General features: G+C 65.5%; 13 protein-coding genes. All 13 read right to left on the reverse strand.

What is annotated here, in order from left to right; genetic code table 11:
* Positions 1–41: 41 nt before the first annotated feature.
* The 13 genes from ACTHLA_RS12095 to ACTHLA_RS12155 all read right to left on the reverse strand — a co-directional run bounded on the left by ACTHLA_RS12095 (position 42) and on the right by ACTHLA_RS12155 (position 17,095).
* Positions 42–1,574 carry an ATP-binding protein gene (locus tag ACTHLA_RS12095; RefSeq protein ID WP_440189398.1) on the reverse strand — a complete coding sequence of 511 codons (1,533 nt, stop codon included), beginning with the start codon at positions 1,572–1,574 and terminating at the stop codon, positions 42–44.
* Positions 1,575–1,578: 4 nt separating this feature from the next.
* Positions 1,579–2,250, reverse strand: a complete 672-nt coding sequence (locus tag ACTHLA_RS12100; RefSeq protein ID WP_440189401.1) for a response regulator transcription factor — start codon at positions 2,248–2,250, stop codon at positions 1,579–1,581.
* A 91-nt stretch (positions 2,251–2,341) separates the two neighbouring features.
* On the reverse strand, positions 2,342–3,931 hold the full coding sequence (locus ACTHLA_RS12105) for a Do family serine endopeptidase (RefSeq protein WP_440189404.1): 1,590 nt from the start codon (positions 3,929–3,931) through the stop codon (positions 2,342–2,344).
* A gap of 137 nt (positions 3,932–4,068) precedes the next feature.
* Positions 4,069–4,497, reverse strand: coding sequence for a cytochrome c-type biogenesis protein (locus ACTHLA_RS12110; RefSeq protein WP_440189407.1), 429 nt, complete (start codon positions 4,495–4,497; stop codon positions 4,069–4,071).
* A complete protein-coding gene (locus ACTHLA_RS12115; RefSeq protein WP_440189410.1) occupies positions 4,494–6,458 on the reverse strand; it encodes a heme lyase CcmF/NrfE family subunit in 1,965 nt (654 codons plus the stop codon). Before ACTHLA_RS12115 ends, ACTHLA_RS12110 begins: the two co-directional genes overlap by 4 nt.
* A 100-nt stretch (positions 6,459–6,558) precedes the next feature.
* Positions 6,559–7,050, reverse strand: coding sequence for a cytochrome c maturation protein CcmE (ccmE, locus tag ACTHLA_RS12120; protein ID WP_440189552.1), 492 nt, complete (start codon positions 7,048–7,050; stop codon positions 6,559–6,561).
* A gap of 11 nt (positions 7,051–7,061) precedes the next feature.
* Complete coding sequence (gene ccmI / locus ACTHLA_RS12125; protein WP_440189413.1) at positions 7,062–8,159, reverse strand: c-type cytochrome biogenesis protein CcmI; 1,098 nt, start codon at positions 8,157–8,159, stop codon at positions 7,062–7,064.
* Between the two features lie 33 nt (positions 8,160–8,192).
* A complete protein-coding gene (locus ACTHLA_RS12130; RefSeq protein ID WP_440189416.1) occupies positions 8,193–9,575 on the reverse strand; it encodes a hypothetical protein in 1,383 nt (460 codons plus the stop codon).
* A gap of 179 nt (positions 9,576–9,754) precedes the next feature.
* Positions 9,755–11,209 (reverse strand): sensor histidine kinase, encoded by a 1,455-nt coding sequence (locus ACTHLA_RS12135; RefSeq protein WP_440189419.1) that lies wholly within the window; start codon positions 11,207–11,209, stop codon positions 9,755–9,757.
* Positions 11,206–11,886, reverse strand: a complete 681-nt coding sequence (locus ACTHLA_RS12140) for a response regulator transcription factor (protein ID WP_440189422.1) — start codon at positions 11,884–11,886, stop codon at positions 11,206–11,208. Before ACTHLA_RS12140 ends, ACTHLA_RS12135 begins: the two co-directional genes overlap by 4 nt.
* Positions 11,886–12,275 (reverse strand): hypothetical protein, encoded by a 390-nt coding sequence (locus tag ACTHLA_RS12145; RefSeq protein ID WP_440189425.1) that lies wholly within the window; start codon positions 12,273–12,275, stop codon positions 11,886–11,888. The genes ACTHLA_RS12140 and ACTHLA_RS12145 overlap by 1 nt, the downstream gene beginning before the upstream one ends.
* A gap of 71 nt (positions 12,276–12,346) precedes the next feature.
* Positions 12,347–13,330, reverse strand: a complete 984-nt coding sequence (locus ACTHLA_RS12150) for a DnaJ C-terminal domain-containing protein (RefSeq protein WP_440189428.1) — start codon at positions 13,328–13,330, stop codon at positions 12,347–12,349.
* A gap of 78 nt (positions 13,331–13,408) precedes the next feature.
* A complete protein-coding gene (locus ACTHLA_RS12155) occupies positions 13,409–17,095 on the reverse strand; it encodes a baseplate multidomain protein megatron (RefSeq protein ID WP_440189555.1) in 3,687 nt (1,228 codons plus the stop codon).
* Positions 17,096–17,243 lie beyond the last annotated feature (148 nt).

Consider the following 17,243-nt stretch of genomic DNA (forward strand, 5'->3'; position numbering starts at 1 on the left):
ACCCGACTCGACGGAAAATCCAAGCCCGACTTAGGGTTAGCCTACCCCACCGGCGGCAGGACCAGCGCGGTGCGCAAACCCGGCCCCTTGCCGTCATAGACGCCCGGCCCTTCGGCGACCTCGAAACGCCCGCCATGCGCGATCGCCACCGCCTCGACCATGCTGAGGCCAAGGCCCACGCCCGGCAGGGTGCGGCTGTTCTCCAGACGCACAAAGCGTTCGGTGATGCGGGCGCGGTCCTGTTCCGGCACGCCGGGGCCGGTGTCGGTGACCGAAAATTCGATCTCGGCCTGCGAGGTGCGGCGCAGACGGAAGGTCACCCCGCCCGACGGCGTATATTTGATGGCGTTGTCGAGCAGATTGGCCAGGGCCTGCGCCAGGAAATCGCGATTGCCGTAGGCGCGCACCTCAGGCTCGATCTCCGCCTCGAAATCCAGCCCCTTATCGGCGGCGACCGCTTCGAACAGCTCGCCGAAATCGGCGGCCAGTTCGCTGGCGGAAAACAGCTTCTGATCCGGCGCCTGCCCGGCGGCCTGCAAACGCGAAATCGCGAACACAGTCTGGAAGGTGCGCAAAAGCTGATCGGTCTCGTCGAGCGCCCCGGCCAGAGCCTCGCGCGCCACCGGATCGCCGCCCTTCTTTTCGACCTCCAGCAGCGAGACCTCAATCCGTGTGCGCAGGCGCGACAGCGGCGATCTCAGATCGTGCGCAATGGCGTCGCCCGCATATTTCAGATTGCCCATCGTCTTTTCCATGCGATCGAGCGTCTGATTGATGCGTAAAGACAGGGCGTCGAATTCGTCGCCGGATTCGCGCACCGCGATGCGCGCCTTGAGATTGCCTTCGCTGACCTGGCTCAGCACATTGGTCACGCGCTGCACCGAGCGCGACACCTCCTGATTGATCAGCGTGCCCGCGAACAGGCCCAGCACGATCACCAGCAGCCCGCCGCCGACAACGGCGTTGACCTCCTGCTGAAAGCCGTGATCGGCCCACGACATATCCATCGCCACATAGATATAGAAGCTGTCGTCGAGCCGCAGCACCCGGCCCTGAAAGCGGCAGCAATGCTGCGGATCGTTGGCCGAGGGCGAAAAATAGTTGATCGTCGTGGTCGGATTGCTGGCCGAGACGGTTTTCAGCGCCTGCTGGATCACCGCATCGGGCAGGCCGCGCCCCTCCATACGCGCGCGCATATTCTGCGCCAGAATCTGACCGGAGCTGTCGAAGGCGCCCTTGGCGAACACCCATTCGGGCGCGTCATCGGTCAGGATGCGCCCGACCACGGCGGCGTGGCCCGACTGCGCGTCGAGCGCCTTATACATATTGAGCCGCGCGCTGATCGCCGCGTCGCCATAGGCGCGCGACTCGGTCGAGGTGGCCAGATAAATATAGCCGAACACCATGCCCGCCGCGAACACGTACACGGCCAGAAACACCAGGGTCAGGCGGAACGGCGTCTGCCGGAAGAAGTTGGGCCGGAACAGGCCCAGCCCGTCCAGCCGCGACCATAGGCCGGTTGAGGATGGGCCGGGACTGGAAAGCGCCGCGCCGCCGGTGTCGGGATCGGCCAAGCCCTTACGCCTTCAACTGATAGCCCTCGCCGCGCACCGTATGCAGCATGGGGCGGTCGAAACCCTTGTCCAGCTTGGCGCGCAGGCGGGAAATATGCACGTCGATCACATTGGTCTGCGGGTCGAAATGATAGGACCAGACCTTTTCCAGCAACATGGTGCGCGTCACGCTCTGCCCGGCGTGGCGCATCAGGAATTCCAGCAGTTGAAATTCGCGCGGTTGCAGGTCGATGATCGTGGTCTGGCGCTTCACCACGCGCGAGATCAGGTTCATTTCCAGATCGCCGACGCGCAGGATCGTTTCGATCTCGGCCTTGTCCTTGCGGCGGCCCAGCGCCTCGACGCGCGCGATCAGTTCGGTCAGGGCGTAGGGCTTGACCAGATAGTCGTCCGCCCCGGCGCGCAGGCCCGACACGCGGTCCTCCAGCTCGCCCAGGGCCGACAGGAACAGCACCGGCACGTCCAGACCTTCGTCGCGCATATGCTGCAACATGGTCACCCCGTCCATGACCGGCATCATGCGGTCGAGGATGATGACGTCGGGGCGTTCCGCGCGCACCGCCTCCAGCCCCTGCGCGCCGTCGCCCGCCAGCCGCGCCGTGATGCCCGCCTCTTTCAGGCCGCGCTGCATGTGCGCGGCGGCGTCGGCGTCGTCTTCGACAATCAGGACATTCATGGCGGACCCTTTGCAGTCAGAACAGCAAAAAGGGTCATAACATCAGTTACGACCCTTTTCTTCTTAAAATTTAGCAAGGTCCGTAAAGGACTTACTTCTTGGCGCCGTCCGTCTTGGCGTCGTTCGCTTTCAGGTTAAGCGGCAGCGGCACGTTGCGGCCGTCGCGGTTGATCAGCAGCAGGATGGACGGACGCCCCGCCTTCTGCATGTCGGCGACGATGCGGGCGAAGTCAGCCGGGGTCGCGACCGGCTGGCCATTGGCCTGCACGATCACATCGCCGGGCTTGACGCCCTTCTGGCCCGCGTCGGAATTGTCATCGACATCCGAGATCACCAAGCCCTTGATGTCCTCGCCCAGCCCGTAGGCGCGGCGCGCATCCGGCGTGATCGCCTTGACGCTGAGGCCGATGACCGGCGCGGCGCCCGCAGGCGCGTTCGGACCGGCGCTGTTATCGTCCGGCTTGCCGCCGTTGAGCAGGCTCGACAACTGGTCTTCGGACGGACGCAGGGCCGCGGTGATGGTCAGATTGACCATCTTACCGCCGCGCAGCACGCCGACATTGACCTTGTCGCCGACCTGCACGTCAGCGATGCGGCGGGTCAGGTCGGTCGGCGACTTGACCTCGGCGCCGTTGACCGTCCGCACAATGTCGCCCGGCTGCATGCCGGCCTTGTCGGCGGGGCCGCCCTTATTGACGTCGGTGACATAGGCGCCGTCCAGATCGGTGACGCCGAGCGAATCGGCGACGTCCTTGGTCAGCGGCAGGATGGAAATGCCGACATAGCCGCGCTGGATGACCTCGCCCTTCATCAGCTTGGTCGTGATCTTGGCCGCCACGTCCGCCGGAATGGCGAAGCCGACGCCCGCATTGGCGCCCGACGGGGTGACGATGGCGGTGTTGATGCCGATCACCTTGCCGTACATGTCGAAGGTCGGGCCGCCGGAATTGCCCCGGTTGATGGCGGCGTCGATCTGCAGATAATCAACATAGTCGGCGGCGCCGGAATCGTGCAGGTCGCGGCCATAGGCCGAAACGATGCCCGCCGTGGCCGTATTGGAGAAGTTGAACGGATTGCCCATGGCGACGACCCAGTCGCCGACGCGCGGCTTGTGGTCCAGCTCAAAGCGCACGAATGGGAAATCATTGCCCTCGACCTTCAGCACAGCCAGATCGGTGGCCGGATCTCGGCCCACCACCTTGGCCTTCAGCTCCTTGTCATTGGTCAGCTTGACCGTAATGTCGTCGGCGCCGTCAATGACGTGGTTGTTGGTGACGATATAGCCGTCCGCCGTGATGAAGAAGCCGGATCCGGCGCCGCGCACCTCCTGCTCCTTGGGCGGAGCGCCGGCGCCGCCGTCCTGACCGGGGACGGAAAAGCCGGGCAGGCCGGGGAAGTCGCTGGGATCGACCTTGATCTTGCCGGTCGTCTCGATCGAGACGACGGCGGGCGAGACATGCTCGATCAGGTCGGCGAACGACAGGGGCGCGCCCGCAGGCGGCGACACCGGCGTCAGATCGCCCGCCTTGACCAGCTTGGCGCCGTCAAAACCGGCGGACTCAGCCTGACCCAGGCCGGAAACCGCCGCGCCCGCGACCCCGGCGCCCAGCACCAGCCCGACCACGCTGCCCGCGATCATCGACTTGTTTTTGAGCAAGGCCTTGAAGTTCCAGTTCCCCATAATCGCTACCTATATCCTTAAATCTAGCACGGGCGTTTCCGGCGGCATCTGACCGTGTCTGCTGCGCAAAGACAACCGAAAAACGCTCAATTCCACGCTTTGGGACTAAACTAAAGCGATACGGCAAAATCGTGACGTCAATCGTGCTTCTTCAAGAGTTCCTGAAGTTTTTTTCGTTCCTCGGCGCTTAGAGGCGAATTCTCTGAATTTTCTGGATTTTTTCTTCGCATCAACAGCAGGGCCACGCCGATCAGCGCAATCAGAGGCGGTAAAGCCCACAAAATCAGGTTGCTTTTGGTCAGGCGAGGGCGAAACAGCACATAATCGCCATAATGATCGTAGAGCGAACGGCGTATCTGCGCGTCGCTCATGCCCCTGGCGATATCGGCGCGCACCTCGCGGCGCATGTCGGCGGCGATGGCGGCGTCGGAATCGGCAATGCTCTCGCTCTGGCACTGCACGCAGCGCACTTCGCTGAACAGTTTTTGCGCCCGCGCCTCGTCGATGCCCGGATCGGCGCAGGCGATGGACGGCAGCAACAGAAGGAGCAGGATCAGACGCCTCATGCGCGCGCCTTCCGCGCCGCGACGCCCAGCCTAAGGCGCTGATCGCTCAGCGACAAAACCCCGCCCAGCGCCATCAGCAGCGGTCCGAAAAAGATCAGCCGCACCCACGGATTGACGAAGAAGCGCACCTGATACCCGGCCTTGCCCTGCGCCGTCACGCTCGGCTGCGCCATGACGACATAGAGGTCCGTCAGCGGCTGGAAGCACAGGGCGACCTTGGACTGCATGTCGTTTGACGCCGGATAGAAGCGGCGCTGCGGCTGCGCGGCGCAGACCAGACGCCCGCTTGAGTCCGTGATATCGAAATGGCCCACCTGCGCGTCGTAATTCTTGCCCGGCTTTGACGACACGCCTTGGAAACGCATGTCATAGCGGCCCAGATGCACCGTATCGCCTGCGGCCATCGGCTGCTGCACGCTGACGCGCTCATGCCCCTCGACCACCGCGCCCAGCACGAAGACGCCCAGCCCCGCATGCGCCAGAACCATGCCGTAAAAAGCCAGCGGGACAGCGCGCAGGCGCGATGGCTTGAAATCAATCCGCAACAGCAAGGCCCTCACCGTCCCCGCAATCAGCCAGAAACCGACCAGCAGGCCCAGTCCGAAAACCATCTCACTCAGAAGCGGCCCATGATAGAAGACCGTCCCCACAACCGCCGCCAAAGCTGCGACGCCAAACGCGACGGCCAGCCTTTGCAGCGCGCCCTTGAGATCGGCGCGCTTCCACGCCAGCAGGGCCGAGACCGGCAGGATCAGCAGCGCCGCCGTCATGATCGGCGCGAACACCGCCATATAATAGGGCGCGCCGACCGACATGGTCTTGTCGAACAGGGCCTGCATCAGGATCGGATATAAAGTGCCGAGGAACACCGAACACAGGGCCGCCGACAGCAAGAGATTGTTCAGCACCAGCGAGGCTTCGCGGCTGACCGGCGCGAACAATCCACCCGGCGCCAGAACCGGCGCGCGCACGGCGAACAGGGCGAACCCCGCCCCCGCCGTGATGAACAGGATGATGGCCAGCAGAATGCCGCGCGCCGGATCGAGCGCAAAGGCATGCACCGAGGTCAGAAGGCCCGACCGCACCAGAAACGCGCCCATCATCGAAAAGGTGAAGGCCAGAAGGCCGAGAAACACCGTCCACGCCTTGAGCGCGTCGCGCTTCTCCATGACGATGGCGCTGTGCAGCAAGGCCGTCGCCGCCAGCCACGGCATGAAGGAGGCGTTCTCGACCGGATCCCACGCCCACCAGCCGCCCCAGCCCAGTTCATAATAGGCCCAGAAGGCGCCCAATGTGATGCCCAGCGTCAGACAGCTCCACGCCGCCAGCACCCACGGCCTGACCCAGCGCGCCCAGGCGCGGTCCAGCCGCCCTTCGATCAGCGCCGCGACCGCAAACGAAAACACCACCGAAAAGCCGACATAGCCAAGATAGAGCATCGGCGGATGGAAGGCCAAGGCCGGATCCTGCAAGGCCGGATTAAGCGACAAACCCTGCACCGGCGCCGGGTCCAGGCGGTCGAGCGGATTGGAGGAGAACAGCGTAAAACCGACAAAGGCCGCGCCCAGCAGCCCCTGCACGCCCAGCGCCTTGAGCCGCAGCCCCTCCGGCAGGCCGCGCCCCAAAAGCGTGATCAGCGCGCCGTAAGACAGCAGGATCGAACACCACAGCAGCATCGAGCCTTCATGGCTGCCCCAGGCGCCGGAAATCTTGTACAGCAGCGGCTTGTCGGTATGCGAATGCTGATAGACATTGGCGACGGAAAAGTCCGAGACCGCGAAGGCGTGAATCAGCACGACGAAACTGATCAGCACGCTGACCGCCGCCGCCAGCGACATGCCCTCGGCCCAGCGCCCCAGCCCGCGTAAGGTCCGCGTCCCTCCCAGAGCGACCGACGCCGCCTGCCCCAGCGAAAAACAGAAGGCCAGGATCAGGCCATAATCGCCAATCTCATTGATCATAACGCCGCCAACCTTCCCCTCTCCCCTCCACGAGGGGAGAGGACGAGAGCAGAGCGCAGCGAAGGCGATCGGGTGAGGGGCTGCCTGACATCTGCGCGCTTCATGAAAACGGCCTCTGCGGCGCCTGCGATTTTGTCATGCCCGACTCAGGCCGCCACTCGCCCTGCTTCTTCAATTCGTCCGCCACGTTCTTCGGAATATACTTCTCATCGTGCTTGGCCAGCACCTGCGTCGCCGCCAGCGCGCCGCCCTTCCAGACGCCCTCGCACACCACCCCCTGCCCTTCACGGAACAGATCGGGTAATTCGCCTCGATAGCTGACCGTCGTGGTCGCCAGCTTGTCCTGCACCACAAAGCGCACGGTTCCATCCGGCGATTTCACGATCGTCCCTGGCTTGACCAGACCGCCCAGACGGATGGTGCGCCCGTCCGCCACATGCGCGGCGTCAAGCTGGGCGGGCGTGTAGAAATAGACCACCGTGCCGCGCAAGGCATAGAGGCTCAACCCCACCGCCGCCGCCAGCACTGGCGCCGCGATCAGGAACACCGTCAGTCTGCGGCGCGCCTTATGCGATTTCGGCCAAAAGCTCATGATCCAGAAACTCATGATGATGATCCCGTATCTTCCGCGCCGACCGCCGCCTGCGACCGCGCCAGAATGTCCGCCGCCACAGCGGGCTGGCGGCGGTAATGCGCCTGCATGTCCGCCACCGCCTGCGCTTTCGCCGCCGCATCGCCCAGCACGTCATACGACCGGATCAACCGCGCCCAGCCGTCGGGATTGTCAGGATTATCTTTAAGCTGAACCGACAGCGAGGCGACCATGGCGTGAATGCGCGCCTTCATAGCATCCGCCGCCTTTTCCGCAGGGGCCAGCCCGTCAAGCGCCTGCTGAACCATCGGGCGGCTGACATCGTGCGCATCCATATCGGCCAGAGCCGTCTGGTAATGATCGCGCGCCGCCGCGTAATCGCCGCGCGCCGCCGCCGCCATGCCGAGATAGAAATGCGCGCGCGAATCCTTTGGGTCGTGCGCCAGAGCCGTCTCGAACGCCGCCTGTGCGTCCGGCCCGACATTGCCATTGGCCACAAAGGTCAGCGCCTCGCCCAGTTCCGACCAGTGCGTGAAATGCCCCGGATCGAGCGCCCGCGCCTTCTCATAATCCTGCGCGCCCTGATAATTATTCCCGGCCAGCATGTCGATCCGACCCAGAAACGCCCAGAAGGCCGGATCGTCGCCATGTCCCTCGCGCCCCTGCCGCAGCACCAGGGCCAGGGCCTGCGGCGACAGGGCGTCAGGATTTGTCTTCGCCGTATGGGTCCATCCCGCCAGCCGCGTCTTGAACGGCTGATCGCGCAGTTGCGGATGCCCGAACAGGCCATAAAGCGCAAGGCTCAACACCGCAACGCCGCCCAGCATCGCATAGCCATAAACCGGCCTGACCTCGCCGCCGGTCGCCGCCTCGCCCGCCTTCAGCAGGGCGCGCGCCGCCGCGGTCTTTTCCTCGTCCGCCGCCGCCGCGTCGAGATCGCCCGCCGCCAGCCGCCGCTCGACATCGGCGACAAAGCCCGCATACAGCGCCTTTTCCTGCGCCAGCGGCGCCACGGACGGCTTCAGGCGCCGCCACAGCACGGCGAGCGCGACCATAAGCGCGGCGATCAGGACGCAGACGAACAGGAGCAGCAACATGGCCGCCGACATAATAGCAATTCGTCCGGCTTGCAAAGGGGCGTATCAGGCGGCGTCGGTCGCATTGGCGCGCGGGCGGTACAGTTCGCTGGCCGCCACCCGGCGGCGCGCGGTCTTCGCCTTCTCGCCGCCGCACAGGGCCTGCATCAACCCGGTCACGCGCTCAAAGGCTTCGCTCGCCAGTTCGACATCGCTGAGGTCGCCGCTATTGGCGTCGGCCAGCAGGCTGCCGAACCAGGCGTCCATCTGCGTCTCCAGCGCCTCCACGGTCTTGGCGTGCAGACTGGCGAAACCGCCGGAAGCGGCGATGGCGCGCGCCTGACCGATAAAGGCCAGGATTTGCCGCGTCTGCTCCAGCCGCTCCGGCGTAACGGCGCTCAGATCGGGCGCCTCGCGCTTCATGCGGCCATGAATGCGCTCCGTGCGCGTCGGCAGGGCCTGCGCCAGTCGCCGCTCGGCGCCATTCAGCACCTGCTCGACCAGACCGGCGATCTCCTTGTGCGCCGCCGCCACCCGCTGCCCCCACGGACCGTTGCGCGCCAGTTCGATATAGTGCTCGAACATCTGCAATTGCGCGAGCGCCTGCGCGATCTGTTGTCCGGCCAGCGCCATATCCGCGCCCTCCTGAGCCCGCCCGCCCATATCGCGGCCCAGCTTCGCAACCCGCGTTTCGATCTGCGCCAGAATCCGTTCGCCAAAGCACGCCAGTTCGGATTCCGCCAGAAAGCGGTCCTTGGGCCGGTCGGCCACGGTCGCCATCAGCTTGACGATCTGACCGCCATCGTCGAGATTGGCGAACACAAGCTCCAGAAAACGACAGCCGCTCTCGTCTTCGAACTCAGCGGCGTCCTTGAACAGGACGCGCAGGGCGGCGGCCTTCTCCGCGTCCATACGGCCGAGAAAGTCCGGCAGGCGGCTCAGGGTCTGACGCATGATGCGATGCAGGTCGAGATAGCGCCCCAGCTCCACGACCTGCGCCAGCGCTTCGGGCTCGTCCGTTGCCGCCACAGCCTGCGGGTCGTCGCGGCAAAGCTCCGCGCCCGCCTTGACGAGACGGAAAAACACCACCGGCGTCGGATCTTCGGCGCGGTGGACGCGACAGGCCGTAAAGGCGTCGCGATAGAGCGCGGCTTCGCGCGTCTCAAGCTGCTTCCAGATGGTCGTCAACCAGCGGCGCGGAAACTGCACGCTCTCCAGCCCGTCCTCACGCGATCGAAACAGGCGCACAAACGGCAGAAACACCGTCTCGCAGACCTGACGGCTGTCCAGTTCGACGGCGACCAGACTGCGCACGCTGGCCAGACCGGCGTCCTTGCTCAACCCACGCGCCGTCTCCAGCGACCGCAACACGCCGGTCGGCAGGGTCTGGATCAGCCCCTTGAGAAGCGCCATACGATGCGGGTCAATGTCTCGGCCGGGCGCGGCCATGCAGCGACATCCTTGCAGATTAAAGCGTTTCCCAAAAAGTGGCCTCCACTTTTTGGATAAGAAGAGCGACAAGACAAAGATCAGGAGCGCCGATCTGATCCCATCCGATCGAAAAGCGCTCCAGGGTGTGCGGGAAAGGTCAGTGTGGTTGCGAAACGGTTAATAAAAACTGACCGACCTCACACAAGCCGCGCGCCGGGCAGGCGCGCCGTCACCTTCAGGCCGCCCCAGACCGAGCGCCCAAAGCTCAGATCGCCGCCATAGGCGCGCACCAGTTCATCGACGATGGACAGGCCCAGCCCCGATCCCGGCACGCTTTCATCCAGCCGCGCGCCGCGTTTCAGCACCTCGTCAAACCGCGCCTCATCCAGCCCCGGCCCGTCGTCCTCAATGGACAGGACCAGACTCTGCTCCATCGCCAGCTCGGCATGGATCATCACCTTGCGACGGCACCAGATGCAGGCGTTCTCCAGCAGATTGCCGGCGATCTCCTGCAAGTCCTGACGTTCGCCGCGAAAGGCCAGATCGTCGGCGGCGCGCCAGTCGATGACCACGCCCTTGTCCTGAAACACCTGCTCCAGCATGACGGCCAGCTCGTCCAGCACCGGCTCGACCGGGGTGCGCTCGCCCATCGCCTTGGAGCGGGCGGCGGCGCGGGCGCGGCGTAAATGGTGATCGACCTGGGCGCGCATGGTTTCAGCCTGTTTGCGCACCGTCTCGTGCAGCCCGCCTTCGGCGTCGCCTGCGGAGGTCATCAGCACCGACAGGGGCGTCTTGAGCGCGTGGGCCAGATTGCCGACATGCATGCGCTGACGCTCGACCACCTCCTGCGCATAGTCGAGAAAGTCGTTGAGCTGCGTCGCCACAGGCTGTATTTCCGCCGGATAGGTTTTGATCAGCCTCTGCTGTTCGCCGCTCTGCACATGGGCAATCTCGTCGGTCAGGTCGAACAGGGGGCGCAGGCCGACGCGCACCTGAATGAAGATGGCCGCCAAAGCGCCCAGAGCCAGCACCAGCAGCGCCGCCGCCGTCAACAGGGCGAAGGTGCGCACATCATGCGCGACCGGGCTGGAATCTTCGCCCGCCATGAAGACATAGGGCTTGCCATTGATCTGCGAATAGATCACCGCCACGCGCAATGGCTCGCCCACCGGCCCGGTCCCGTCATAAAAAACGCTGGCGCCGCTATGGGCGCGCGCCTCGCGCAGCACGTTCGGCGGCAAGGGCAGTTGCTTGTCCCACAAGGAGCGCGAGGTCACCGCCCCCACCACGGCGCCGGAAGCGTCCACGCCGCCGACCTGCCAGTAAAGACCGGAATGGACGATGGCCGAACGCGCATCGACGAAGCGGCTGGCGTCAATGCCTTCGGCGTCGATATTGGTGACCGAAAACAGGCTGTCGGCGATCTGGCCGACGCGCTCCTGAAAGCGGTGTACGGTGACTTCGTGGAAATAGGCGGTCAGGGCGATGCCGGTGACCACCAGTGCGACGGTGAACCAGATCGAGGCCAGCCGGATCAGCCGCCCGACCAGCGAGTCGCGCGCGCCCAACGTCCGCAGCAGCCGCGGCCCTAACCGGCGAAGGCTGAAACCTTCACGCCTGACCGCCGCGCCGGAGGCCGCAGGATCGCTCACAGACTGCCGACCTCGTCATGCAGCGGCTTGAGGCGGTAACCGAGGCCGCGCACCGTCTCGATGCGGTCGCCGCCGATCTTTTTGCGCAGGCGGCCCATAAACACTTCGATGGTGTTGGAATCGCGGTCGAAATCCTGATCGTAGAGATGCTCGACCAGTTCGGTGCGCGAAATCACCCGGTCCTGATGCAGCATCAGATAATGCAAGAGCCGGTATTCGAGCGAGGTCAGGCGCAGCGGCTCGCCATTGACCGAGGCGCGCGCCGCGCGCGGATCGAGCCGCAGCCCGCCGCAGGTCAGAAGCGGCTGGGCGTGACCGGCGGCGCGGCGCACCAGGGCGCGCAGCCGCGCCAGCAATTCTTCGGTGTGGAACGGCTTGGTCAGATAGTCATCGGCGCCGGCGTCGAAACCCGACACCTTGTCGCTCCAGGCGCCGCGCGCGGTCAGGATCAGCACCGGCGTCGTCTTGCCGTCGCGCCGCCAGCGCTCCAGCACCGACACGCCGTCGATCTTGGGCAGGCCCAGATCGAGAATCACACAGTCATAAGGCTCGGTGTCGCCCAGAAAATGCGCCTCCTCGCCGTCGGGCGCGTGATCGACGACATAGCCTGCATCGGACAGCGAGGCTTTCAATTGACGCGACAGATCGGGATCGTCCTCAGCCAATAGTATCCGCACTATCTCTCTCCTATCACACGACCGGTCTGGCCATCGACCAGCAGATCGACGCGGCCATGCCCGGTGTCAACCCGCACCCAGAAGGTCGAGCCATCCTGCTGGCCCGCATCCAGCACATGCCCACGCGCCTCACCGGCGGCGATGGCGCGGTTGATCCGGTCGTCGCGGCGGTTCTCGCCGCCCTGCGGCCTGTAATTGGGCGGGGGACGACGCTGCGCGTCATCGTCCTGCGGACGCTGGACCTGGCGCTGCGCGTCGTCATCGCGACCGCGACGCTGATGCTGGTCCGCCGCGTCAAAATACGGCGCCGCCTGCGCGCACGACGTCCAGCCCGCAGCCAGCGGGGCTGCGGCGAGCATCAGACTGAGAAGAAGCGCGGACTGTTTCATAGGCCAAGGTATAAGCGCGAACACCTGAACCCTAGCTGAACGAAGTCGCCTTTTATGTCAAATCCCGGAGCTTATTTACGCCGCGCGGGCCCCGAGGGCGCATAGCCGCCCTTGCCGCGCCACTTTTCGGCCAGCGCCGTCAGATCGGCCTGAAGATCGGCGGGAACGCCGTCCGCCTTGTCGGGCAGGGCGATGACGACATGCGCGAACAGATCGCCGCGCGCCACGCCCTTGGCGTCATAGGCGCCGCGCCCTTTCAGCCGCATGATGGCGCCGGAATTGGTCCCCTTGGCGATGGTCAGCGCCACCGGCCCGTCCGGCGTCGGCGCCTGCACCTTGCCGCCCAGCACGGCGTCGGGCAGGGACACGAACAGGTCCATATGCAGGTCGTGGCCCTCCATGCGGAAGACCGGATGCGGCTTCAGACGCAGTTCGACCAGCGCGTCGCCATGCAGTCCGCGGCCATTGGGCGACGGCGCGCCCTGCCCCTTCAGACGCAAGGTCTGACCGTCATGGGCGCCCTTGGGAATATTGACATCGACCGTGCGCCCGTCCGACAAAAGGACGCGGCGCGTATTGCCGACAATGGTGTCAAGAAGGTCGATATCCAGCTTCAGGCGCAGGTCAGAGCCCTTCTGCGGCGCGGCGCCGAAGCCGCCAAAACCGCCGCCCGCGCCAGCGCGCCTTCCGCCGCCGCCGAACATGTCCATGATGTCGTCAAGGTCGATGCCCTCGAACTGCGCGCCCGCCCCGGCGCCCGCGCCAAACGGCGAACCGCCGCTGCGTCCGCCGCCGTTGAAGCCTCCTCGACCAAAGCCTTGAAACGTCTCGCGCCCGTCGGCGTCGATCTCGCCCTTGTCGTAACGCTTGCGCTTGTCGGAATCTTTCAGAAAGTCATAGGCCGCCGTCACGCGCTTGAAGCGCTCCTCGGTCGCCGTATTGCCGGGGTTCTGATCGGGGTGCAATTCCTTGGCCAGCTTGCGGAAAGCCTTCTGGATTTCGGCGTCGCTGGCGCCGCGCTTCACACCCAGTTCCTGATATGGATCGCCTGCCACTACACTTACCTCCAAAGCGAAGAGGTGTGTCCTACAGGCTCGATTTTCAAGACGCAAGCGTTGCAAAAAAGCAACATTTTAAAGCGCGATGGTCAAGGCCGGACCATAACCATAGACCGCCGATTTTTGCGCGACCTCGATCCGCGCCTCCGCCGTCGGCCCGCCCGGAAAATCCGCCGCCCGCATCGCCGCCGTATAGACGAAGGACGACAAGGCGACCTCAAGGCTCCGCTTCACGCCGTCATCGTCCAGAACCTGCACGCGATAAAGCTCGCTCTCCTCGCACAAAGGCGGCTCGCCCTCCCAGCTATTGCCGCCATAACGCGGCGAACGCAGCCAGCTCACCGTCTCCGCGTCGATCCGTCCATAGACCGGCGCGCGCGGACGCAGGGCCAGCCCCGTCCACACCGCATTGACATCCAGCGCCCCATCCGCCGCCGCGCCGAACCCCTTACGCCCGATACGGAACAAACGGTTCAGCCCGCGCTCGTCACTGCTCATATCCGCGCGCACGAAATTCGACGGCAGCACGATCACCGCCGCCCCTTCCGCCAACCCCGCCGCCAAAGCCTGCTCGGTCCCCCACTGTCCGCGCACCAGCCCGCTCAGGCGATAGCGGCTCTCGCCCAGCGCCGTGGCGTTGAGATACTGCACCATCTCCCATTCCCCATTCTGCGCCTTGACGCAGACGAAGTTGCCGCCCGCATAGAGGGTGTCGAGATCGCAGGACGACGGCGGCGCGCCTTCAAGATAGACATCGCAAACCGCCTCCCGCAGCAGATAGTTGCGCCTTTGCGGCGGCAGGGCCGTCAAAAGCGTCCCGATCCCCGCCATCGCCTCCACCGTCCCGCGCAGGCGCAAACTCGACGTCCCCGCCCCGGCATAGACGTCGCAGCCCAGCCACGGGCTGGCCGACGGCACCAGAACCGGCAGCACATTCGTCTCGTCCAGCCCGAAACACGGCAGCTCCAGCAGCGTAAAGCCGGTGATCAGGCTCAAACCGCCATTCCCCGCCGCGCCGCCGCCGGACGGTTCCATCGCCACCACCGCGCGCGGCAAAGGAGAAGGCGTCAGCGTCACGCTCGGCGTCTCCCCGGCGTCCAGCCCGCTCACGCGATAAGCTGTGGCGTCGCCCTCCAGTGTCAGCCCGTCGCCGGTTTGCAGCCGCATCATCAGCAGCGGATCGGCGTCGAGCGTCAGGCTGTGCCGCACAGCTTGCGCGCTCTGCAACAGATAGGCCGCATAGGCCCGCGCCTGGGCCTCGCTCAAGGCCAGCGGCAGATCGACCTCGCTCCGGTCCGCCCCCGTCCGGTCGTCCGCCCGCACCGTCACCGCCTGAGTCTGATAATCGCGGTCAGGATCGTAGCAGCGCAGCGTCAAACTGTCCGCAACCGCGACCAGATCGCGCCGCGCCTTGAGCGGCGAGGCGTCGCGATAGGCCAGTTGGTCGCGTGTAACCGTCAGATCAACGCCATGCGCCGCCCCGACCAGCCGCACACTCAAGCCACGCGGCGCGACCTCCAGCCCCAGCCAGGCCAGCACCGGCGTCAGGGCCGCCTTCGCGCTCAGCGGCGGCGCGAAGGCGTAACCCGCCACATCGCCCTCGACCTCGGACAGGTCGAGCTGCTCCGGCGCAATCCCCGCCTGCCCCATAATCTCCGTGATCAGGTTGCGCGCATCGCCCGCCCCGACCCGCCCATTCAGCCAATGCCCGGTGCGCCAGTTGTCCGTATCGCCCCACACGTCAGAGCGTTGCGGAAAGGCCGGATAGGGCCGCGCGTCCCAGCACCATACCGCCATGCCGTCCAGCATCGGCCCACCATAGACCGAACTGACCGGATTGTTGGCCGCATAAAAGGCGTGATAGGCGTCCAGACACGTCCGCTGCGCCCGGTCGTCGCGCATCCCGCTCGAATAGGGCGGAACCGCGCTCTCGGAACTTTTCGGATCGAGGAACAGGTTGGGCGAATTCGGCCCCTTGTCGATCGCCGCGCAACCGATCTCGATCAGCCGCACTGGCTTGGACTGCGGCGTCCACGCCGTCGGCGTTGCGGATCGCACCCCGCCCGGACGGTCGTAATGCGCGTTCGTCCACCACCCGGCCACATCCTTGGGCCGGAACATCCAATCCTCGCCATAGCCACCATCGGAGATCGGCGTCCGCACCTGCGCATCGCGATCCGCTTCCGAGGCGTAATACCAGTCAAACCCCTCGCCGCCGCGTATCCGGCTCATCAGATAGGTTTCGTCATAGATGGACGCCGCCAGCGCCGCGTCGAGATGATCCGTCCCGTCGCGCCAGTCGGTCAGCGGCGCGTACCAGTCGATGCCGACAAAGTCGATATTGGCGTCCGCCCACAACGGATCGAGATGAAACACCGCATGGCCATCTCCCGGCTGATGACCGAAATATTCGCTCCAGTCCGCGCCATAGCCGATCTTCGTCCCCGATCCGACCACGCCGCGCACCTCGGCGGCCAGATCGCACAGCCCCGCTGCCATCGGATACGCGCCCGTCGCATCGCGCAGCCAGGTCAGGCCGCGCAGCTCCGAGCCCAGCACCATCGCCTCGACCCCGCCCGCCGCCACGCCCAGAGACGCGACATGCAGCACAAAACGGCGAAAGCCCCAGTCGTCCGGCCCGCCCAGAAACTGCGCCACATCGTCCGCCGCCGCCGCCGTCTGATCGTGGCTCGACGTAATCCGCCCGCGCCACGGAAAGCCGTCGCAATCCATCAGGATGAACGGGATCAGGGTGACCTCGAACCCGCGCGCCTTCAACGCCGCAATCGCGTCGATCACCACCTGATCCGACGGCGTGCCGCCATAGGCCGGGCGCCCGTCAATCTGCGTCACCACATGCGCCTCACTGCGGCTCAACCCCGCCACCGACCAGCTTAACGGCGCGGTGATGCGATCCACGCTTTCGACGCCGGGCCGCACCCGACAGCTCCCCGCCTCCAGACTGTCACCGAACCAGCTCACCACCAGATTGACACGCTTTACGTTCGGCAACTGCGCCTGCAACTGATCGAACGAAACGACGAAATCCGTCGCCGTCCCGCCCGTATGCTGCGTCTCGAACGCCGCCCCGGTCAGGCCGGTGCGCAGCGCATTCGGCTGCGTCGCATAGATGAATTCGCCCGCGCCGGGGATCAGGCACACGGCCTCGATGCGGCTTTCCAGATCGACGAACGCGCCGCGCGGGCGGCGAAAGACCTCGACATTGAGATTGGGCGGGCGGTTGCCAAAGGCGGTGATATCGAGATCCTCGAACACCAGATAGGCGACGCCGCGATAAGCGGGCGCATCGCCCTCAATGGCCGCGATCAGGGCGTCCGGCGCCTGATCCTCATCGCCGAGGTACAGCCGGTACGCGATCTGCGCCGTATCCAAGAGCGCCCCGTCCGCCCAGATGCGCCCGATCCCGTCAATCGGCCCCTCGCACAGCGCCACCGCAAACGATAACGTATAGGCATAGCTTTCGGTCTTCACGCTGGTCTTGCTGGCGCGCGTCGTCGTGCGGTTTTCTTTCAGCCGCGCCGCCCAGATCACCGTCCCGGCCACGCGCATCTTGCCGAACACCTGCCGCACCGGATCGCCCTGCGCGCTGCCGCTCAACTGCAACCCGTTGAGCCGCGTCCCGACCTGCCGCGCCGGCTGAAGCGCATTCACCGCCGTCCGGTCAATCGCCGACCCAATCGCCCGCCCAATGGCCCCACCCACCGGCCCCGCCAGACTGGCCCCCACCGCACTCAAAATCACCTGCGCCAATCCAAAATCCTTCCTTCTAATCCTCCCCTGCGAAGCGGGGGAGGGGGACCACGAAGTGGTGGAGGGGGCATCTCCCCCTCTCATACCTCCCCATCTTCGATGGGGAGGGGGACCGCGCGGGCAAGGCCCGCGTGGTGGT

Source organism: Asticcacaulis sp., assembly GCF_051956075.1.
In the GTDB taxonomy this organism is placed as follows: Bacteria; Pseudomonadota; Alphaproteobacteria; order Caulobacterales; family Caulobacteraceae; genus Asticcacaulis.